Genomic DNA, 17,732 nt, shown 5'->3' on the forward strand with positions numbered 1-17,732 from the left:
ACTTAAGCCAACCTTTCGAGCTCAAAATCATCTTCATCGATGCGCGTAATATGATAGAGATTTTGACTGATATAATCTAGAATAGTTATAAATACCTGCACTACTTTGCTGCGGGGTTCATCGAAAGTAAGCAACTCAGTCATTTTTAATGACTTTCTGTCTTTAAATTTCGACGCGATAAAAATCACAGCTTCTTCTTTCGTATAGACCTCGCGCTGCACGACGACATATGATTCTTCGGTGATAGATACACGGGATTTTACTTTGTTATACGCTTCTAAGAGATCGTGGAGACTCAGCTCAAGTGTATCCGTGTCATCTTCATCATCTTCGAATAAATGCGGCGCCTTGACGAATTGAAGTCTGTTTTCCTCTTTCAGCTTATTCAATTCTTCAGCATATAATTTATAATTTTGATATTCTATTAGCTGGGACATCAATTGCTCGCGCGGATCTTCATAATCATCATCGGCCATAGGCGGTTCCGGCAACAGCATGTGACTTTTAATTTTCACAAGCTCGCTCGCCATAACGAGATAATCGCTTGCAACGTTAAGCTCAAGTTCTTTCATCTGATTAATATATTCCATATACTGCTCTGTGAGCATTTTCATCGGAATATCGTAAATATCAATTTCAAGTTCTTTAATCAAATGAAGGAGCAAATCGAGCGGTCCTTCAAAAACATCTAATTTCACTTTATAAGCAGTCATTACAAAACCTCAATTTTAGGAGTGATACGTATCGATAAAGAAATACTTTTACAATTCTTTAACGAATTAATTATAAAGCAAGATTACTTCGAATGCCATGAAATCATGGAAGAAGCGTGGAAAGACAAGGAAATATTTACGAAAGAAGACCCCGAAGTGTTTTTTGTGCTCATTGTTACCGGTGAATATCATTACCGGAGAGACAATATCATCGGTGCAGCGACATCTTATAAACGCGCGTTAAAGCTGTATGACAAACACCGCTATGACGTGAAGGCGTTTGGATTTGGCGAAGAATTAGCTGAAATGCTTCAGAGCCGGTTTAATGGGCTGGCAGATACACCGTTCAAACCGATGAACTACCCTGTTGACAGCTGGGTTTACGAATCGCTTTATGAGTTGTATCAGGATGACTATGAATCTTACAGCGCGTTTACTTTAGAAATCCTGGAGCGCTTTGAAAAAGACGAGAGTATTATCCATCGTCACCGCCTGCGCGACCGCGAAGACGTTATTGAAGCGCGGCTCGAGGCGTTAAACAGGAAACTGGCACAGCGCGGGCAGTGAATTTAACCGCTCGATGGGACGAATACGCGTATTCGTCCCAATGTGAGGTGCTCAATGAGACAAATAAGATTATTCGTCCCAATGAACGTTTCCTTCATAAGCTAGATAAAAAATCTTATGCTGGAGAGTCATTTTTGACTCTCTTTTTTGCTGAAAAATTGTACTCAGAGGTTAAAATCCAAACTTCTGCCCTTGAAAATAAAAAACAGTCAAAACACCTTAAACTAAAGGTGTTCAGACCGTTTATCAATCTTACTTATTCAACTTAAACTAAAAACATCCAATAGAGGAATCCCCAAACTATACTCATGAGAAGTATTCCGAAGAAGATAACGTATTTTGCTTTCTTCATCTATTTTATTTCCTTTAAGAAGCTCGTACCATGTGTGTCGTATTCAACGCCGAAGTTTTCAGCGAGAGTTGCTGCAATGTTGCTGAATGTGGCACACTGATCAATTTTACCAAATTCGAGGTCTTTGCCTGTCGTAATAAGCAGCGGCACATATTCTCTCGTATGGTCTGTTCCTGTATATGTTGGGTCGTTACCGTGGTCTGCAGTAATAATTAAAAGATCGTCTTCTGTCAGTTTGCCAGTTATTTCAGGTAGTCTGTCATCGAATGCTTTTAATGCATTGCTGTAGCCAACGGGGTCACGGCGGTGGCCGTATTCTGCGTCAAAGTCTACCAGGTTCAGGAATGATAAACCGTTAAAGTCGCGGTCCATTACTTCGAGAAGTTTGTCGACGCCGTCATCGTTGTTTTTCGTACGGACTGAATCTGTAACTCCGCTGCCTGTGAAGATATCGTTGATTTTACCGATTGCGATAACATCTTTGTCATCTTCTTTCAGGGCGTTCAGCACAGTTTTACCAAATGGCTGAAGTGCGTAGTCATGACGGTTTTCCGTACGTTTAAATTCTCCTTTTTTAGAGCCGACAAAGGGACGTGCAATAACGCGGCCAACTAAAAATTCAGGGTCTTTTGTCATTTCGCGTACTTTTTCACAGATTTCATAAATTTCTTCAAGTGGAATGACTTCTTCATTCGCTGCAATTTGAAGTACAGGGTCATTTGATGTGTAAATGATTAAGTCCCCTGTCTCCATCTGGTGTTCACCGAATTCTTCGATGATGTCAGTACCGCTTGCCGGTTTGTTGCCGACAATGCCGCGTCCTGTTGCTTCTGTAATTTTATTCAGCAGTTCGTCAGAAAATCCGTCCGGATATACTTTAAATGCAGTATCGATGTTTAAGCCGGCAATTTCCCAGTGACCTGTCATCGTGTCTTTACCTTTAGATACCTCCTGCATCTTAGTGTAGAATCCTGTAGTATTTTCCGTCTCATCAACGCCCGGCAATTTATCGATATTGCCAAGCCCGAGTTTTGCCAGGTTCGGCAATGTGTTCGGATGCGCTTCAAGCGTATGTTTCAAAGTATGCGTGCCGACGTCTCCAAATTCTTCAGCATCCGGTGCTTCACCGATACCGACTGAATCAAGAACGATTAAATGAATTTTTTTGTACATAATTAATTTACCTACTTTCTTGGATGGAACTGCTTATACATTTCTCTGATTTTCGTCGCAGAGATTTGTGTGTACACCTGAGTGGTGGATATATCGGAATGACCGAGCATTTCCTGCACAGCGCGAAGGTCAGCACCGTTTTCGATTAAATGCGTCGCAAAAGAGTGTCTGAACGTATGCGGCGTAATATTTTTGTTGATGCCGCTGATCAGCACATACTTTTTAATAGTCTTCCATAACCCCTGACGGGTGAACCCTTTACCTCTGTTCGTAAGGAACAGTATATCAGTATTTTCATGCTTTAATAACGTTAAACGCTGATTTTTTATATAATTATTTAATTTATCTGCCACATATTCGGTTGTCGGGACAATTCTTTCTTTGTCGCCCTTACCGTATACATGAATAAAACCCATATCCAGATTCAAGTCGCTGAGCTTTAAGTTAATCAGTTCACTAACTCTAAGCCCGCTTGCGTAGAGGAGCTCCATTATTGCGTTGTCTCGTATGCCCTGTGCACTCAAATCCGGTGAATGCAGCAGTGTTTCCATTTCATCAACAGTCAGCACTACCGGCAGCTCACGTTCTTCTTTAGGCGTGTTCAATCTGAGCGCAGGGTTCGACTCGATAACCTGCTCGAGCTGCAAAAACTGGTGAAAGTTTCTGAGCGTCGACTGCACTCTTCTGATCGTTTTATTGCTCTTGCCGTTAAGCGATAAAAACTGTAAAAATGTTACGAGGATCTCTGTCGTAATCTGCTCGACACCCGTAACATTTTCATCACTTAAATATTGGCTGTATTGTTTTAAATCCTGTTTATATGATGATATCGATGCATCACTTAAACCATTTTCAATCTTTAAATACGTTAAGTATTCATCGATATAACGTTTAAGCATCTGTGTTTCCTTCTTTCCCTTTGCACAATTTGCAAACGCCGTGGAAGGTTAGACGATGGTCGATGATGTCGAAATTAAAATCCCGTGTAACGATTTTCTCAACATCTGTCAGTAAATCTTCTTCAACTTCTTCAACCGAACCGCAATGTATGCAAATTAAATGATGGTGAAAGTGCTGTGCACCTTCTTTTCTGAGATCATATCTTGAAACGCCGTCGCCAAAATTCACTTTGTCGAGGACGTTCAGTTCATTTAAGAGTTCAAGTGTACGATATACTGTTGCCAGTCCAATTTCCGGATATTTATCTTTTACTTTCATAAAAACATCTTCAGCGCTTAAATGAGAGCTTTCGTTTTCGAGGAGTACTCTCACAGTGACTTCACGCTGTGGAGTTAATTTATACCGAGCATCGTGCAAGGCCTCTTTAATTCGCTCAATTCTTTTTTCCACAACTGCACCTTCCAACTTTCGTAATCTTATTAATAACTATTATACATAAGAAAGCAGAGTTTTAACAGTTATTTGTAATGATTATAAATAACCTTGTGACAGCAGCACATGGTGTACAGCAACCAGTGTTTTACCATCTCTGAACTCGCCGTTATGCATTTTCTCTTTTAATTCTTTTAGCGGAATTTTAACGATATCGAGGAATTCATCTTCTTCCAATTGAGAATCACCGAACGAAACATCTGCTGCCTCGTATAAATGGATCAATTCATTTGAGAATCCGGGTGATACGTAAAATTCATAGAGCTTTTTAATATTGTCTGATTCTCCGCCGATTTCTTCTTTTAATTCTTTTTTCACTGTGTCATCAGGGTGTTCATCAACTTCAATTTTTCCTGCCGGCACTTCGAGCAGTACTTCTTCTGTTGAAATTCTGAACTGTTTGACAAAATACATATATTCCCGGTCAATCGCTATAACAGCGACTGCGCCTTTATGATAGACGACTTCCCTGTATGCTTCTTTGCCGTTTGGCAATTCCACAGTCAGTTTTTTGACATCGATTATTTTACCATCATAAATATCTTCTTTGGAACGTGTATTCTCTATCAAATGATCATTAGAAATAGTCATCACCGCTTTTCAATAGTTATATTAAATATATCACATTATATTATAAAAATAAGGATTTGAAAATATTATACAGGTGATATAATAATGTTTGTTAATAGAATGGAGGACCACAGATGAAAAGTTTTTCTAAATGGCTTGCTGCTCTTGTCGTATCGGCAGCTGTGATGTTTATATCGCTCGGTTATTTTGCTTCGAGCCAGATTATGTTTTTTAAATTGAGAGACGTTGAAATTGTTAAGCGCCGTGAAACGCGTGCGAAACGGATGAATATGGAAGAATACGATAAACTTCCTAAAGACATCGTGAACGTCCCTTCAAGGTTCGGCTATGATATCAGTGCATCATTTATTTATCCGCACCAGACTAATAAATGGATTGTTATTTGCCACGGTGTATCGGAGAACAAACTCAGTTCAACGAAATATGTCAATTTATTTAAAGACATGGGCTTTAACTGCGTTGTCTACGATGCACGACGTCATGGCGATACAGGCGGTGTCGATTCAACCTACGGTTTCTATGAGAAGTTTGATCTCGAAACAGTTATTGAATACCTGCAGGAAAACTACGGCGATGATATCGAGTTCGGCGTACACGGTGAATCGATGGGTGCAGCAACAACACTGCTTTATGCCGGTGAGCTTTCAAACCAGGCGAAGTTCTATATTTCGGACGCATCATTTTCGAAGTTCAGAGATCAGCTCACACATATTTACACATCCTATTCACGTGTTGCGTCACCGATAGTATTGTTGTTCACTTATATATTCTTAAAAGTGCGCAGTAAATTCAGCCTGTATCACGTATCACCGATTAAAGTAGTCGATAAAATCGAACAGCCTGTACTGTTTATCCATTCAAAACGCGATTCATTTATTCCTTATGAATCGACTGAACAGCTGTACGATAAGAAAAAAGGACCGAAAGAGCAATGGTACCCGGAACGCGGCAATCATGTAGAAAGCTACAACCGCAATCCAAAAGAGTACCGTCAGACGGTCTCAGAATTTATTGAACGTTACGCGGGATGGGAAGTTCAAAATAATCGTAGGCAATAACAGCGTGATTATTTAATCCGGCATTGACTTCTTTAATATCTTCATCGGTATAGCGGCTGCTGATATGAACGAACATCAGCATCTTATAATTAATATTTTTAAAAACATCGAGCACCTGGTTAATTTCCGAATGGAAATAATCATGTGCTTTTTCTTTTTCCTCTTTTAAAAATGTTGCCTCATGCACGATTAAATCCGAGCCGTTTATCAGCTTTAAATATTCATCATCACTGTTTAAACGCGTATCACCGTGCACCGTAATTTTACGTCCTTTGATTGTTTCACCGATAAAATCTGACGTATTATAAACAGTATCATCGACAGTGAACGTCTCACTCGATTTAATCTCGCCATATACAGGGCCTGGTTTTACCCCCAGTACGCGGAGTTTATCAGTCTGCAGCCCCCCTATTTTGTCATCTTCTTTAAAAATATAAGCGTACGACTCAATACCATGAGATAATGGGACGACATGAACATCAAAATCATTCAGCCGTAAATTCATATGCGGTGCAACTTCAACAATTTCGAGCCGATAGTTGAGCGTACTTTCCGATATCCGGAAAGTCGTCTGCAGCCACTCTGTGAGTCCCTTTGGACCGTAAATTTTTAAAGGTATACCTTCCCCGCCCTGGAACGCTCTCGACGATAAAAATCCGGGCAGCCCGAAAATATGATCGCCGTGCAGATGCGTAATAAATATGTTTTTTATTTTAGATGGTTTAATATGAGTATGAAGGATGCGGTGCTGCAAAGCTTCACCAGCATCGATTAAAATATATTCGTTGTATTCAAGTACACAGTCAATAACAAAGCTCTGCGTATTTCTATCTTTGGACGGCAGCCCGGCCCCCGAGCCTAAAACAGTAAATTTCATTTCGACACCTCGTTAATTAATTGTTTTATTATATCATATAATCAGTTGTGTTTTAGAGCCGCGGGTGGAATAATAAATAACAGTACATTAAGTATAGGTGATTACATGGAAACGATTCGATTCGTAGAAAGATTTATCGTATATATAGAAGACCACCTCAGAGAAGATATAGATTTCAGTGAGGTTTTGGAAAACATGGGAGTGGAGCAAAAATCATTTATGACGATATTTACATCCCTCGTCGGGATGACGCCGTCCCAGTACCAGGAAAAAAGACGTATGACAGAAATTGCATATGAAGTTTACCAGGGGCACAGACGTCTTGTGGATATTATTAAATATTACGGCTACCGCGACGTTGATAGTTTCAAAAAACTCTACACGCGCACATTTGGTATTTCGGTGCATGAGACAGAACGCAATATTAAAAAGATCGATCTGCTCGATTACATTTCATTTGAAGTGGTGCCGACTAAAAAACCTAAATATCCATCGTATAGAAGTTTTGTAGAAAGCTTCAGACTGATTGGTATCGCACAGTACTTCGATATTAATTCATATCACTCCGACTACAAGTACAAGTTTTTAAAGATCCTTGAACGCGACGGACTGATTGATGAAATATTAAGATACAACGACGGTTTCGTCAAAGGGATATTCGTGCAGGAGCGCTTTGTCGACGGAGAAATAGAAATATTCGTCGGCACAGCAAGCTACCAGCACACACCATTTGACGAAACATTTACCGAAACGATGAACTATGAAGTATTTGAAACATCCGGTGAACCCGGCGTTGCCATCGATAAAGTATACGAATATATATTCAGAAGATGGCACTTCAGAGAAAATGTCAACATGACGTGTGACTTCTCACTCGAATTAATTAAACACACTTACTCTTTTGAAGACCCTACTACTAAAATACAAGTATGGCAGGCATTAGATGAGTAAAAATAATGAACCCGCTAAAAATCTTAGGATTTTTGTCGGGTTTTTATGTTGTTTGACTTTATTTGGTTTGCTCATGCGGTTAAATATTTTTTATCAACCTGATGTGAGCTTCTCATGCGGTTAAATATTGTTTATCAACCTGATGTGAGCCCCTCATGCGGTTGAATACACTTTATCAACCTGATGTGAGCCCCTCATGCAGTCGAATACATGAGCGCGAAAATCCCAAATAAAAAGCCGGGGCACCCGCCCCAGCTCAAAATGATTACATTAAATTATTTACTCTCATTTCGATAATGTACTTTAACAATCTCAACGATCAGTTCAGTCATTTTATACAATTCTTCAAGCGGCATACGCTCGCTTGTTGTGTGAATGTATTCATAACCCACACCTAGAATTGCTGTCGGTACACCCTGGCCGTGGAAGATATTGCCGTCGCTTCCGCCGCCGAGACTGATAATATCAGATTCTCTGCCAATATTTTTAATTGCTTCAGCTGCTGTTGTAATGACAGGGTCTTCTTTAGGTGCATGCAGTGAGGGATACATGATGTCGACCTGCACATCAGCGCTCCCGCCTAATTCTGCTGCTGTTTCTTCGAATGCTGTTTTAATTTTATCTGACTCAGCGTGAAGCTTTTCGTCTGATAAACTGCGCACTTCTGCTAAGATTTCTACGTTATCTGCAACGATATTTGTCGCCTGTCCGCCTTTAATTGTACCGATATTTGATGTTGTTTCATCATCGATACGGCCGAGGTTCATCTTGCTGATTGCTTTCGCAGCTAAGTTAATTGCACTGATTCCTTTTTCAGGTTCAATTCCGGCGTGTGCTTTCTTACCGAAAATTGTTGCTTTAATCTTCGTCTGTGACGGTGCACGGTTAACAATTGTTCCTACCTGGCCTGTTCCGTCCACTGCGTAACCGAATTTACTTTTAATGTTATTAATATCAAGCGCTTTCGCTCCGATTAAGCCGGTTTCTTCTCCGACAGTAATAATAACTTCAACGTCGCCATGAGGAATGTTTTCTTCCTGCAGGACGCGTACCGCTTCGATAATTGCGGAAATTCCCGCTTTATCGTCAGCGCCTAAAATTGTTGTGCCGTCAGAATATACGTAGCCGTCTTCGATATGAGCCTTAACACCGATACCTGGTGTTACTGTATCCATATGTACCATGAATGCGACCGGTGAAATGTTTTCTTCGCCTTTTAGCGTGAAGATTAAGTTCCCGGCACCGTAACCTGTTACTTCCTGTGTATCATCTTCAAACCCGGCAAGTTCCAGTTCATTTAACAGATTTAATAAATAATCTGCCACCTGACGCTCTTGTCCTGATACTGAATCGATTTGTACGATTTCTAAAAATTGTTCTGTCAGACGTTCTTTATTCATAAAATATGCCTCCAGCAGTTGATATATTGATTTGTCTTCATGTATAGTTATTATAACAATAAATTCTTAAGGATGATGGACGAATGCATAATAAAAAAGTACAAAGACTTATTATCTGGTTTATGATAATTCTTATAGTAGTTTCCGGTCTTTTAATGGGCGTCAGCTACTTAACTTCATTTTAATTAAATATTTGCTTACAAAAACACCCTCTTCAGCAGTTGCTATTGGAGGGTGTTTTTTTATTAAGCTTCTTTACCGTGTTCTTCAAACCATGCTTGCAGATTAGTAATAACGCTCATAATCTCATGGCCTTCAATTTCGTGGCGTTCAATCATATCGACGATTTTACCGTCTTTAAAAAACGCGAATGATGGAGATGATGGTAAAAAGTCAGGTGCTTTGTCACGCATTTGTTCAGTGGCTTCTTTATCCTGACCGGCAAATACAGTGAGTACCTGGTCCGGAAGTTTGTCGTAGTTTAACGCATGAATTGCTGCAGGGCGTGCAATACCGCCGGCACAGCCGCATACAGAGTTTACCATAACAAGAGCTGTTCCCTCTTTGTTTAAGTGTGCATCAACTTCGTCAGGTGAACGCAGTTCTGTGTAGCCTGAGTCAGTTAATTCATTACGCGCATTCTGAACTAAATCCTGCATATATAAATTAAAATCCAATTCCATTTTAAAAATCTCCTTTATACGACTCATTAAAAGTCATGTCAGTACTGTTTATTTTAGCGAGCGCATGACTGTTTGTAAAGTTAATAAACTGAAACCGCATCAGGATCGAGATTTTCTATTTTTTCTTTGACAGCTTTCAGGAAGTCCCCTGCAACTAATCCGTCCAATACTCGGTGGTCGATAGACAGGCACAGATTGACCATATGGCGTGCTGCGAGCATATCTCCGATAAAGACCGGTTTCTTGACGATTGATTCCACCTGCAGAATAGCTACCTGAGGCTGGTTAATAATACCCATAGACTGCACTGAACCGAATGCACCTGTGTTATTCACAGTGAACGTGCCGCCGGCCATGTCGTCGCCTGTCAGTTTATTCGTACGCGCTTTATTTGCAAGCGTGCTGATGGATTTAGCGATACCAGTTAATGAGCGTTCATCAGCGTTTTTAATCACCGGAACAAACAGCTTATCTTCATTCGCCACAGCGATTGATAAGTTGATATCATCATGCACGGTAATTGTATCGCCATCCCATGAACTGTTTAAAATCGGATAGTCTTTTAATACTTCAGACACAGCTTTAACGAAGAAACTAAAGAAGGTTAAGTTATATCCTTCTTTTTCTTTAAACGCTGCCTTGTGTTTATTACGCAGATTGACCAAGTTTGTTGCATCGACTTCCATCATCAGCCATGCATGAGGAATTTCAGTTTTTGACTGAACCATGCGTTTTGCTATTTCTTTTCTGATGCCCGAGACTTTAATCGACTCGCCACTCTCATTAGAAGATTTAGCTTTTGGCGCTTGAACCGGTTCAGGTTTTACTGCGGTCTGCTGTACTGGTTCAGCTTTTTTAACCGGGCCGTCAGCAAGATACTTCTCAACATCTTTTTTAGTAATGCGGCCGTTAAAACCGCTGCCGTCCAGTTCATCGATATTAATATTATGTTCACCGATCAGGCGCATCACGACTGGTGATAATCTGCGGTCGCCCTGCTGTTTAGGCATGGCAGGCTGTTCATTTTTAACAGGCGCTTCAGTTTGCGCCTCGTCATTATTGCTGTCAGCTGTTTCGTCAGCAGACGCATCGCCGTCGACCTCAATTTTGTAAATTGGTGCGCCGACATCAACTGTCTCGCCTTCTTGGACGAGTATTTCAGTAATTACACCGTCGTGCACTGATGGCACTTCAGCAGTTACTTTTGCTGTGTTAACTTCACAAACCGGATCGTATTCGCTGACGTGATCGCCAACTTTAACCAGCCAGTTTTCTATCGTTCCCTCGGTTACACTTTCTCCGAGTTTAGGCATTGTAATTTCCGTCATCCTTGTCACCTCTTAATACTCGCTCAATTCGAGCATTTTTTTGTAAATCTTTTCAGGATTCATCATAAAGTAATCTTCCATCGGCGGTGCATACGGCATCGACGGCACGTCAGGTCCTGCGAGGCGCATAATCGGCGCATCGAGGTCATATAGACAGTTTTCACCGATAATCGCAGACACTTCACTGATCAGACTGCCTTCAAGGTTATCTTCAGTTACTAATAGAACTTTTCCTGTTTTAGACGCGGCTTTTATAATCGCTTCTTTATCAAGCGGATACAGCGTACGAAGGTCCAGTATTTCTGCTTCATAGCCTTCTTCTTTTAACTGCTCTGCAGCCTGGATCGCGTAATTGACACACAGTCCGTAAGTAATAACAGTAATGTCATCACCTTCACGCTTAACGTCGGCTTTACCAAGCGGAATTGTGTAGTCGCCTTCTGGTACTTCACCTTTTAATAAACGGTATGCTTTTTTATGTTCAAAGAATAATACAGGGTCGTTATCTTTAATCGCTCCCATTAATAATCCTTTAGCATCCGCAGGTGTTGATGGTACGACAACTTTAAGTCCCGGTGTTGAGACGAAGAGCGATTCGATAGACTGCGAGTGATACAGCGCGCCGTGAATTCCTCCGCCGTATGGTGCACGCATGACCATTGGGGCATTCCAGTCGTTATCTGAACGGTAGCGGACTTTAGCCGCTTCGTTTAATATTTGGTTGACTGCAGGGAGAATATATTCAGCGAACTGAATTTCAGCAACCGGACGTTTTCCCATCATTGCTGCGCCGACACTTGTGCCGACAATATTACTTTCAGCGAGCGGTGTATCCAGTACACGCATTTCACCGAATTTTTCCTGCAGCCCTTCTGTTACTTTAAAGACACCGCCTTTTTTACCGACATCTTCACCTAAAACAAATACATTATCATCTTGCTCCATTGCAACAAACAGCGCATCGCGAATGGCATCGAGATAAGACAATTTAGCCATTGTTTACCTCCTCATAAACATGTTTTAAAGCGTGTTCAGCTTCGGCATAAGGTGCAGCTTCAGCGGCTTTCGTCGCTTTGTTTACAGTGTCCTTGATTTCAGCTTCCGCTGCTTTTAGCCATGCTTCATCTATTATTTTCTCATCAAGTAAATATAATTTAAATGATTCGAGACAGTCCATATCTTTATTTTTAGCCAGTTCATCAGCTTCGCGGTATTTATCGTCATCGTCAGACGAATGCGGTGTTAAACGGATAGACATTGCTTCGATTAATGAAGCGCCTTCTCCGTTAATTGCACGCTCACGTGCTTCCTTCATTACTTTATACACGGCGATGGGATCGTTGCCGTCCACTTGTTCACCGTGCATGCCGTAGCCGATTGCACGATCTGATAATTTGTCAGCTGCATATTGCAGATGCGTCGGTACACTGATTGCGTACTTATTGTTTTCAATCAGACAGATAAAAGGAAGCTTATGCACGCCGGCAAAGTTTAAGCCTTCGTGGAAGTCACCTTGTGACGTTGAGCCTTCACCAAGCGTAGCCAGTGAGACGCGTTTTTCGCCGTCCATTTTAAAGGCATAGCTCGCACCGACTGCGTGAGGAATCTGCGTTGTTACAGCAGAGCCCTGAGTCATAATGTTGCTCGCTTTTTTACTGAAGTGGCCCGGCATCTGACGCCCGCCGCTCTGAACATCTGCACCGCGTGCAAATGCTGACAGCATTGTTTCCTCCGGTGTCATGCCGAAGTGTGTGACTAAAGCTAAATCCCTATAGTACGGATTTAAAATATCAACTTCTTTATCGAGAGCAAAAGCTGCGCCGACCTGTGTTGCTTCCTGCCCCTGGCATGAAATAACGAACGGCAGCTTTCCTGCACGGTTTAATAACCACATACGCTCATCAAGACGTCGTGAAATGAGCATCGTCTTGTACATTTCCTGTAAATCTGTTGCTGTTAAATCTGTTTCTTTATGTGATAACAAAAAGTTCACCTTCCTAAATGTGAATTGCGATACCTTCGGCATCGAGTCCGACTTCTTTAATAATTTCCCCGACAGATGGATGCGCAAATACCGCGCTCGACAGCTCGAGTGCCGATGCATCCATAAATTTCGCCAGCGACAGCTGATTAATCAGTTCCGTCGCATTTGCTCCCACTATTGAAGCGCCGAGAATATCTCCTGACGGTGACACATTTAACTTGATAAAACCTTCACCGCCGTCTTCAATAACAGCTTTCGCAATTGAAGAGAGTGGTAATTTATGTGTTTTAAACTCTGTATTCTGTTCTTTTAACTGCTTAGTGGTATGACCAATAGAAGCAACTTCCGGCGACGTGTATACACATCTCGGTACATTACTGTAGTTCATGACGAGCGGATTATTATCTGTAATATGTTCTGCAGCAATTAATCCTTCTTCTATCGCCACGTGTGCAAGCTGAGGTGATGATGTGACATCGCCAATTGCGTATATGTGGGATTCTTTCGTCTGCTGAAACTCATTGACTTCAATTACGCCGTTATCCATTTTAACTTTAGTGTTCAATAGACCGAGATGCTCAGTGTTTGCCTTACGTCCGATTGCAACGAGTGCTTTATCAAAAACTGCAACTTCATCAGCAATAGTCAGGCTGACATTGTCATCTTTAATATCAACGCCTTCAGCTTCCAGTTTAACACCTGTCTTAATTTCAACGCCACTCTGAGTCAGTGATTTATGCACGGCCTGCGCCACGTCTTTATCTTCAGTCGGCAGTATATGCTCTGACGCTTCGACAATTGTGACGTCTGTACCAAAGGCATTAAGTATTGTTGCAAACTCAACACCGATGACGCCCCCGCCGACTATGACAATTTTCTCTGGGATGTCTTCCATATACATTAAGTCATCACTCGATAAAATTACATTGCCGTCAAACGGCATAAAAGGCAGTTCGGAAGGTTTTGATCCTGCAGCGATAACGACGAAATCATTGACGAGTATTTCACTCTCTTTTTCCTCATCTTCATAGCTGACGCTGACAGCGCCTGCAAGCGGGGAAAATAAAGATGGTCCAAGTACTGTTGCTGTGCCTTCGTAAATATCCACTTTATTTTTATCCAGCAGGTATTTAATGCCGCTCTGCATCTGATTAACAACCTTATCTTTCTGTGCGATAATATTAGCAATCTCAAATGATGGTTCCGCGGGTGTAATCCCGTAAAGATCTGCATTTTTCATAGTGTTAATGACATCAGCACTCTTTAAAAAACTTTTCGTCGGAATACATCCTTTGTTTAAACACGTTCCGCCAAGTTTACTTTTTTCTACGACTGCGACCTGCTGGCCGAGCTGGCTGAGTTTAATCGCAGTGACATAACCGCCGGTTCCCCCGCCGATCACTACTGTATCGTAATTTTTAGACATGTGTCTCCTCCGCTCTGTAAGTCTTAAGCAACGTTCTGTCTTTATTTATCGTATATGCACCATATGCCAGTGCTTCCATTTCAAGTTCACCGGGATAAATTGTAACAGGTGCAAGAAATGAAATATACGGTTTAATTAAATTCATTACATAATCACTGTAGCTGACACCGCCGGTAAAAATAATCTGGTCGATCTCACCGTGCAGCACAGCTGCTTTAGCACCGATTTCTTTGCCAATCTGAAATGCCATTGCTTCAAGTACTTCTGCACTGTATGTATCTCCGTCATTAATATCACTGACAATATCCCGGACATCTTCTGTATTTAAATGAGACAGCAGTCCGCCCTGTTTTGAAATCAGCTTATTAATATCCTGATGTGACAATTCGTGTTCTTCTATATACTTCAGCAGTCCGTTTACCGGCAAGCTGCCTGCGCGTGTCGGACTCATCGGTCCGTCGCCGTTTAAGCCGTTATTCACATCGATGACACGGCCGAGATGATGGGCACCCACTGTAATGCCGCCGCCCATATGAATAACAATTAAATTTAAGTCTTCATAATTCTTATCGACTGAAAGAGCGTACTTTCTCGCAACTGCTTTTTGATTTAATGCGTGAAAGATTGATGTCCGTCTGACATTTTTAATGCCGGTATATTGAGCCTGCATACACAACTCATCGACAACAACCGGATCGGTAATTACAGCTTCGATATTGTAGTTCCCTGCAAATTCTGCTGCGAGTATACCGCTCAAGTTAGATGCGTGATCCCCGTACTTTCCGGATGATAAGTCATTCAGCATATCGTCGTTAATTAAATATGTGCCCCCCTCGACGGGATGAAGCAGTCCGCCGCGTGCTGCAACGATACTGATTTCTTCCGGTGATACTTCACACTCATGAAGAAACTTAATTATTGTTCCGTAGCGTACTGTCTTCTGCTCGTTAATCCCCTGGCTGATTAGTTCCTTGTCATGGGAGTAGGTCTTAACTATGTGGCAATTTAAATCCCGGAAGAGCGCAACTTTCGTCGTTGTACTCCCGAGATTTAATACAAGTATAAACTTTTTCATTATTATTTTCTTCCGGAAAGGATGTTTTTATCAGTTTGAGAATAAACGCTCTTCACATTTTGAATTGCTTTGATGCGTGATTCTGCTAAATGATCAGCTGCATGCTGCGGTGAAATATTTTCATCTTTAGCAATTGTAAAGATTTTATCTAATTGGTTGTACACTTCTTTAACTTTAGCTGTTGCACGTTCTTTGTTGTATCCTTCAAGCTCGTCAGCAACGTTTATTACGCCGCCAGAGTTTACTACGTAGTCAGGTGCGTATACAATACCTCTGTCCTGAAGTGCTTTACCATGTTTTTCAATGTCCAGAAGCTGATTATTTGCACTGCCGCAAATTGCTTTAACTTTAAGCTCGGGAATCGTGTCGTCGTTTAAAATACCGCCGAGTGCACATGGTGCGAAGATATCTGCCTCCACGCTGTAAATCTCATCAAGACCGACAGCAGTTGCACCGAAATCATCTACTGCGCGCTGTACTGCTTTATCGTTAATATCAGTAACGATTAATTTAGCACCAGCTTCGTGCAGGTGTTTACAAAGACTATAAGCAACGTTGCCGACACCTTGAACTGAGACAGTTTTGCCGGTGAGGTCGTCTGAACCGAATGCTTCTTTCGCTGTACGCTGTGTTGCAACGAAAAGACCAAGTGCTGTGAACGGGCTCGGGTTACCGCTTGAACCGTAAGCTTCGCTGACACCGCATACGTAGTCAGTTTCCTGATAGATATAATCCATATCTTCAACAGTTGTGCCGACATCCTCTGCTGCGATGTAGCGCCCGCCAAGGTTGTTAATGTATCGTCCTAAAGAACGGAAAAATGCTTCTGATTTATCTTTGGATGCATCGCCGATTACGACTGCTTTACCGCCTCCGAGGTTAAGTCCTGCAGCTGCATTTTTATATGTCATACCTTTAGCAAGACGGAGTACGTCTGTGATTGCTTCATCTTCATGTTCGTAATTCCAGAATCTGATTCCGCCTAGAGCCGGTCCGAGTGTAGTATCGTGAATACATATAATCGCTTTAAGGCCGCTCGCTTTATCCTGGCAAAATACCAGCTGTTCGTAGTCGCCTTGTTCCATTTCTGTAAAAATCATATTAAATATCCTCCTGATTGTGTTACATCATTTTAATTGCTAATTTAATTGAATTATACTTCTCTTCTTTTGAATCTGCACGCGAAGTGAGTACGAATGGCACTTTCAGTCCGGCAATTATGCCTGCAACGTGAGCCCCTGCTGTAGTAATTAATGCTTTATACAGTATATTGCCTGCGTCAATATGAGGCATAATCAGTATATCTGCATCGCCTGCTACAGCTGAGTCGTAACCTTTAATCCGTGCCGCAGATTTTGACATTGCCAAATCGTACTGCATCGGTCCGTCGATAATTGCACTTTCAAAATTATGAGCCTTTACTATTGTATCATTTGTGACAGTAGAAGCTATTTTTTCATTCACTTTTTCGACTGCAGAAACGAGTGCAATTTTCGGTTCTTTTATACCGAGCTTGCCGGCGACAGTGATTGTGTTTTCTATTATTTTAATTTTAGTTTCTGTATCCGGATCAATGTTCATTGCAGCGTCGCTTATAATTACCGGTTTATGGTAGTTCGGCAGACTGAATAATGCAACGTGGGATAACAGTGCCTGATCCAGTAATTTTAATTCTTTATTCAATACTGCTTTTAAAATAACACCGGTTGAGATAAGTCCTTTCATCAGCACGTTTGCTCCGCCCGATGAAATTAACCTGCCAGCTTCTTCTGCACAAGCAGCATCGTCAGTACAATGATGAATCGTCACACCGAAGTTGCCGTAATCGAATTCCATTGCGCTGAATGCTTCTGCAAGCACTCTTTCATCATCAAAAAGATGCCATTTTATACCGTGTTCAAGTGCTGATTCACGGACTAAATCAAGCAGGTCCTCTGAGCCTGCTCTGACGAGTGCAATTGATGCATCGGTGTTAAAATTGCTCTGTAATGTTTCATCAAAATTCATGAATTCGCCTCCCCGGAATTATTATACAATATTTCGGATAAATACATTTGCCAGAGCTCTTTTGAAAGCCCTTACAAAAAGCATACAATTAATTATTGCAAAAGAAAAGCGTATTAAAAATGTTTAATAATTAAGAATATTACAACGCGTTATTT

The 17,732-nt window shown here is 41.4% G+C and carries 19 protein-coding genes; 4 read left to right on the top strand and 15 right to left on the bottom strand.

Annotated elements, in window-relative coordinates; genetic code table 11:
- Window positions 1–2: 2 nt before the first annotated feature.
- Complete coding sequence (locus tag H625_RS0100365; RefSeq protein ID WP_026858092.1) at window positions 3–713, bottom strand: segregation and condensation protein A; 711 nt, start codon at window positions 711–713, stop codon at window positions 3–5.
- 21 nt (window positions 714–734) lie between these two features.
- Between H625_RS0100365 and H625_RS0100370 the strand changes: the two genes are divergently transcribed.
- Window positions 735–1,280: a DUF309 domain-containing protein gene (locus tag H625_RS0100370; protein WP_026858093.1), complete on the top strand. Its 546-nt coding sequence runs from the start codon at window positions 735–737 to the stop codon at window positions 1,278–1,280.
- Between the two features lie 352 nt (window positions 1,281–1,632).
- Here H625_RS0100370 and deoB read toward each other — a convergent pair whose 3' ends face one another.
- From deoB to H625_RS0100400, 4 genes are all read right to left on the bottom strand, one after another.
- Window positions 1,633–2,805 carry a phosphopentomutase gene (gene deoB / locus H625_RS0100385; protein WP_026858095.1) on the bottom strand — a complete coding sequence of 391 codons (1,173 nt, stop codon included), beginning with the start codon at window positions 2,803–2,805 and terminating at the stop codon, window positions 1,633–1,635.
- Between the two features lie 11 nt (window positions 2,806–2,816).
- Window positions 2,817–3,704 (bottom strand): site-specific tyrosine recombinase XerD, encoded by an 888-nt coding sequence (gene xerD / locus H625_RS0100390; protein ID WP_026858096.1) that lies wholly within the window; start codon window positions 3,702–3,704, stop codon window positions 2,817–2,819.
- Complete coding sequence (fur, locus tag H625_RS0100395; RefSeq protein ID WP_026858097.1) at window positions 3,697–4,155, bottom strand: ferric iron uptake transcriptional regulator; 459 nt, start codon at window positions 4,153–4,155, stop codon at window positions 3,697–3,699. The genes xerD and fur overlap by 8 nt, the downstream gene beginning before the upstream one ends.
- Before the next feature lie 81 nt (window positions 4,156–4,236).
- A complete protein-coding gene (locus H625_RS0100400) occupies window positions 4,237–4,767 on the bottom strand; it encodes an NUDIX hydrolase (protein ID WP_245573075.1) in 531 nt (176 codons plus the stop codon).
- A 134-nt stretch (window positions 4,768–4,901) separates the two neighbouring features.
- Between H625_RS0100400 and H625_RS0100405 the strand changes: the two genes are divergently transcribed.
- Window positions 4,902–5,846, top strand: coding sequence for an alpha/beta hydrolase (locus H625_RS0100405; RefSeq protein WP_026858099.1), 945 nt, complete (start codon window positions 4,902–4,904; stop codon window positions 5,844–5,846).
- Here H625_RS0100405 and H625_RS0100410 read toward each other — a convergent pair.
- On the bottom strand, window positions 5,797–6,723 hold the full coding sequence (locus H625_RS0100410) for an MBL fold metallo-hydrolase (protein ID WP_026858100.1): 927 nt from the start codon (window positions 6,721–6,723) through the stop codon (window positions 5,797–5,799). The two genes, H625_RS0100405 and H625_RS0100410, sit on opposite strands and share 50 nt — an antisense overlap.
- Before the next feature lie 105 nt (window positions 6,724–6,828).
- Here H625_RS0100410 and H625_RS0100415 point away from each other — a divergent pair, with 105 nt between their 5' ends.
- Window positions 6,829–7,674 carry a helix-turn-helix domain-containing protein gene (locus tag H625_RS0100415; RefSeq protein WP_026858101.1) on the top strand — a complete coding sequence of 282 codons (846 nt, stop codon included), beginning with the start codon at window positions 6,829–6,831 and terminating at the stop codon, window positions 7,672–7,674.
- 275 nt (window positions 7,675–7,949) lie between these two features.
- Here H625_RS0100415 and H625_RS0100420 read toward each other — a convergent pair whose 3' ends face one another.
- A complete protein-coding gene (locus H625_RS0100420; protein WP_026858102.1) occupies window positions 7,950–9,074 on the bottom strand; it encodes a M20/M25/M40 family metallo-hydrolase in 1,125 nt (374 codons plus the stop codon).
- An 83-nt stretch (window positions 9,075–9,157) separates the two neighbouring features.
- On the opposite strand from H625_RS0100420, the gene prli42 reads away from it, so the two are divergent.
- Entirely contained in the window at window positions 9,158–9,259 is a 102-nt protein-coding gene (gene prli42, locus H625_RS14015) for a stressosome-associated protein Prli42 (RefSeq protein WP_156897159.1), read from the top strand.
- Between the two features lie 60 nt (window positions 9,260–9,319).
- Here prli42 and H625_RS0100425 read toward each other — a convergent pair whose 3' ends face one another.
- The 8 genes from H625_RS0100425 to H625_RS0100460 form a co-directional block, all read right to left on the bottom strand.
- Window positions 9,320–9,757, bottom strand: coding sequence for a BrxA/BrxB family bacilliredoxin (locus H625_RS0100425; RefSeq protein WP_026858103.1), 438 nt, complete (start codon window positions 9,755–9,757; stop codon window positions 9,320–9,322).
- Between the two features lie 80 nt (window positions 9,758–9,837).
- Window positions 9,838–11,085 (bottom strand): dihydrolipoamide acetyltransferase family protein, encoded by a 1,248-nt coding sequence (locus tag H625_RS0100430; protein WP_026858104.1) that lies wholly within the window; start codon window positions 11,083–11,085, stop codon window positions 9,838–9,840.
- A gap of 12 nt (window positions 11,086–11,097) precedes the next feature.
- A complete protein-coding gene (locus tag H625_RS0100435) occupies window positions 11,098–12,081 on the bottom strand; it encodes an alpha-ketoacid dehydrogenase subunit beta (RefSeq protein WP_026858105.1) in 984 nt (327 codons plus the stop codon).
- Window positions 12,074–13,069 (bottom strand): thiamine pyrophosphate-dependent dehydrogenase E1 component subunit alpha, encoded by a 996-nt coding sequence (locus tag H625_RS0100440; protein ID WP_026858106.1) that lies wholly within the window; start codon window positions 13,067–13,069, stop codon window positions 12,074–12,076. The genes H625_RS0100435 and H625_RS0100440 overlap by 8 nt, the downstream gene beginning before the upstream one ends.
- Before the next feature lie 13 nt (window positions 13,070–13,082).
- Window positions 13,083–14,495, bottom strand: a complete 1,413-nt coding sequence (lpdA, locus tag H625_RS0100445; RefSeq protein ID WP_026858107.1) for a dihydrolipoyl dehydrogenase — start codon at window positions 14,493–14,495, stop codon at window positions 13,083–13,085.
- Window positions 14,488–15,570 (bottom strand): butyrate kinase, encoded by a 1,083-nt coding sequence (buk, locus tag H625_RS0100450; protein WP_026858108.1) that lies wholly within the window; start codon window positions 15,568–15,570, stop codon window positions 14,488–14,490. Before buk ends, lpdA begins: the two co-directional genes overlap by 8 nt.
- Window positions 15,571–15,572: 2 nt before the next feature.
- A complete protein-coding gene (locus tag H625_RS0100455; protein ID WP_026858109.1) occupies window positions 15,573–16,670 on the bottom strand; it encodes a Glu/Leu/Phe/Val family dehydrogenase in 1,098 nt (365 codons plus the stop codon).
- A gap of 22 nt (window positions 16,671–16,692) precedes the next feature.
- Entirely contained in the window at window positions 16,693–17,577 is an 885-nt protein-coding gene (locus H625_RS0100460) for a phosphate acyltransferase (RefSeq protein ID WP_026858110.1), read from the bottom strand.
- Between the last annotated feature and the right edge of the window lie 155 nt (window positions 17,578–17,732).

It is taken from the genome of Jeotgalicoccus psychrophilus DSM 19085, assembly GCF_000425845.1.
GTDB lineage: Bacteria > Bacillota > Bacilli > Staphylococcales > Salinicoccaceae > Jeotgalicoccus > Jeotgalicoccus psychrophilus.

Bases quoted from the DNA above. Each gene is read 5' to 3' on its own strand.
- deoB (WP_026858095.1), bottom strand. From the start codon at position 2,805: ATGTACAAAAAAATTCATTTAATCGTTCTTGATTCAGTCGGTATCGGT.
- H625_RS0100425 (WP_026858103.1), bottom strand. From the start codon at position 9,757: ATGGAATTGGATTTTAATTTATATATGCAGGATTTAGTTCAGAATGCG.
- H625_RS0100405 (WP_026858099.1), top strand. From the start codon at position 4,902: ATGAAAAGTTTTTCTAAATGGCTTGCTGCTCTTGTCGTATCGGCAGCT.
- H625_RS0100420 (WP_026858102.1), bottom strand. From the start codon at position 9,074: ATGAATAAAGAACGTCTGACAGAACAATTTTTAGAAATCGTACAAATC.
- H625_RS0100455 (WP_026858109.1), bottom strand. From the start codon at position 16,670: ATGATTTTTACAGAAATGGAACAAGGCGACTACGAACAGCTGGTATTT.
- H625_RS0100460 (WP_026858110.1), bottom strand. From the start codon at position 17,577: ATGAATTTTGATGAAACATTACAGAGCAATTTTAACACCGATGCATCA.
- prli42 (WP_156897159.1), top strand. From the start codon at position 9,158: ATGCATAATAAAAAAGTACAAAGACTTATTATCTGGTTTATGATAATT.
- H625_RS0100415 (WP_026858101.1), top strand. From the start codon at position 6,829: ATGGAAACGATTCGATTCGTAGAAAGATTTATCGTATATATAGAAGAC.
- xerD (WP_026858096.1), bottom strand. From the start codon at position 3,704: ATGCTTAAACGTTATATCGATGAATACTTAACGTATTTAAAGATTGAA.
- lpdA (WP_026858107.1), bottom strand. From the start codon at position 14,495: ATGTCTAAAAATTACGATACAGTAGTGATCGGCGGGGGAACCGGCGGT.
- H625_RS0100430 (WP_026858104.1), bottom strand. From the start codon at position 11,085: ATGACGGAAATTACAATGCCTAAACTCGGAGAAAGTGTAACCGAGGGA.
- buk (WP_026858108.1), bottom strand. From the start codon at position 15,570: ATGAAAAAGTTTATACTTGTATTAAATCTCGGGAGTACAACGACGAAA.
- H625_RS0100365 (WP_026858092.1), bottom strand. From the start codon at position 713: ATGACTGCTTATAAAGTGAAATTAGATGTTTTTGAAGGACCGCTCGAT.
- H625_RS0100410 (WP_026858100.1), bottom strand. From the start codon at position 6,723: ATGAAATTTACTGTTTTAGGCTCGGGGGCCGGGCTGCCGTCCAAAGAT.
- H625_RS0100435 (WP_026858105.1), bottom strand. From the start codon at position 12,081: ATGGCTAAATTGTCTTATCTCGATGCCATTCGCGATGCGCTGTTTGTT.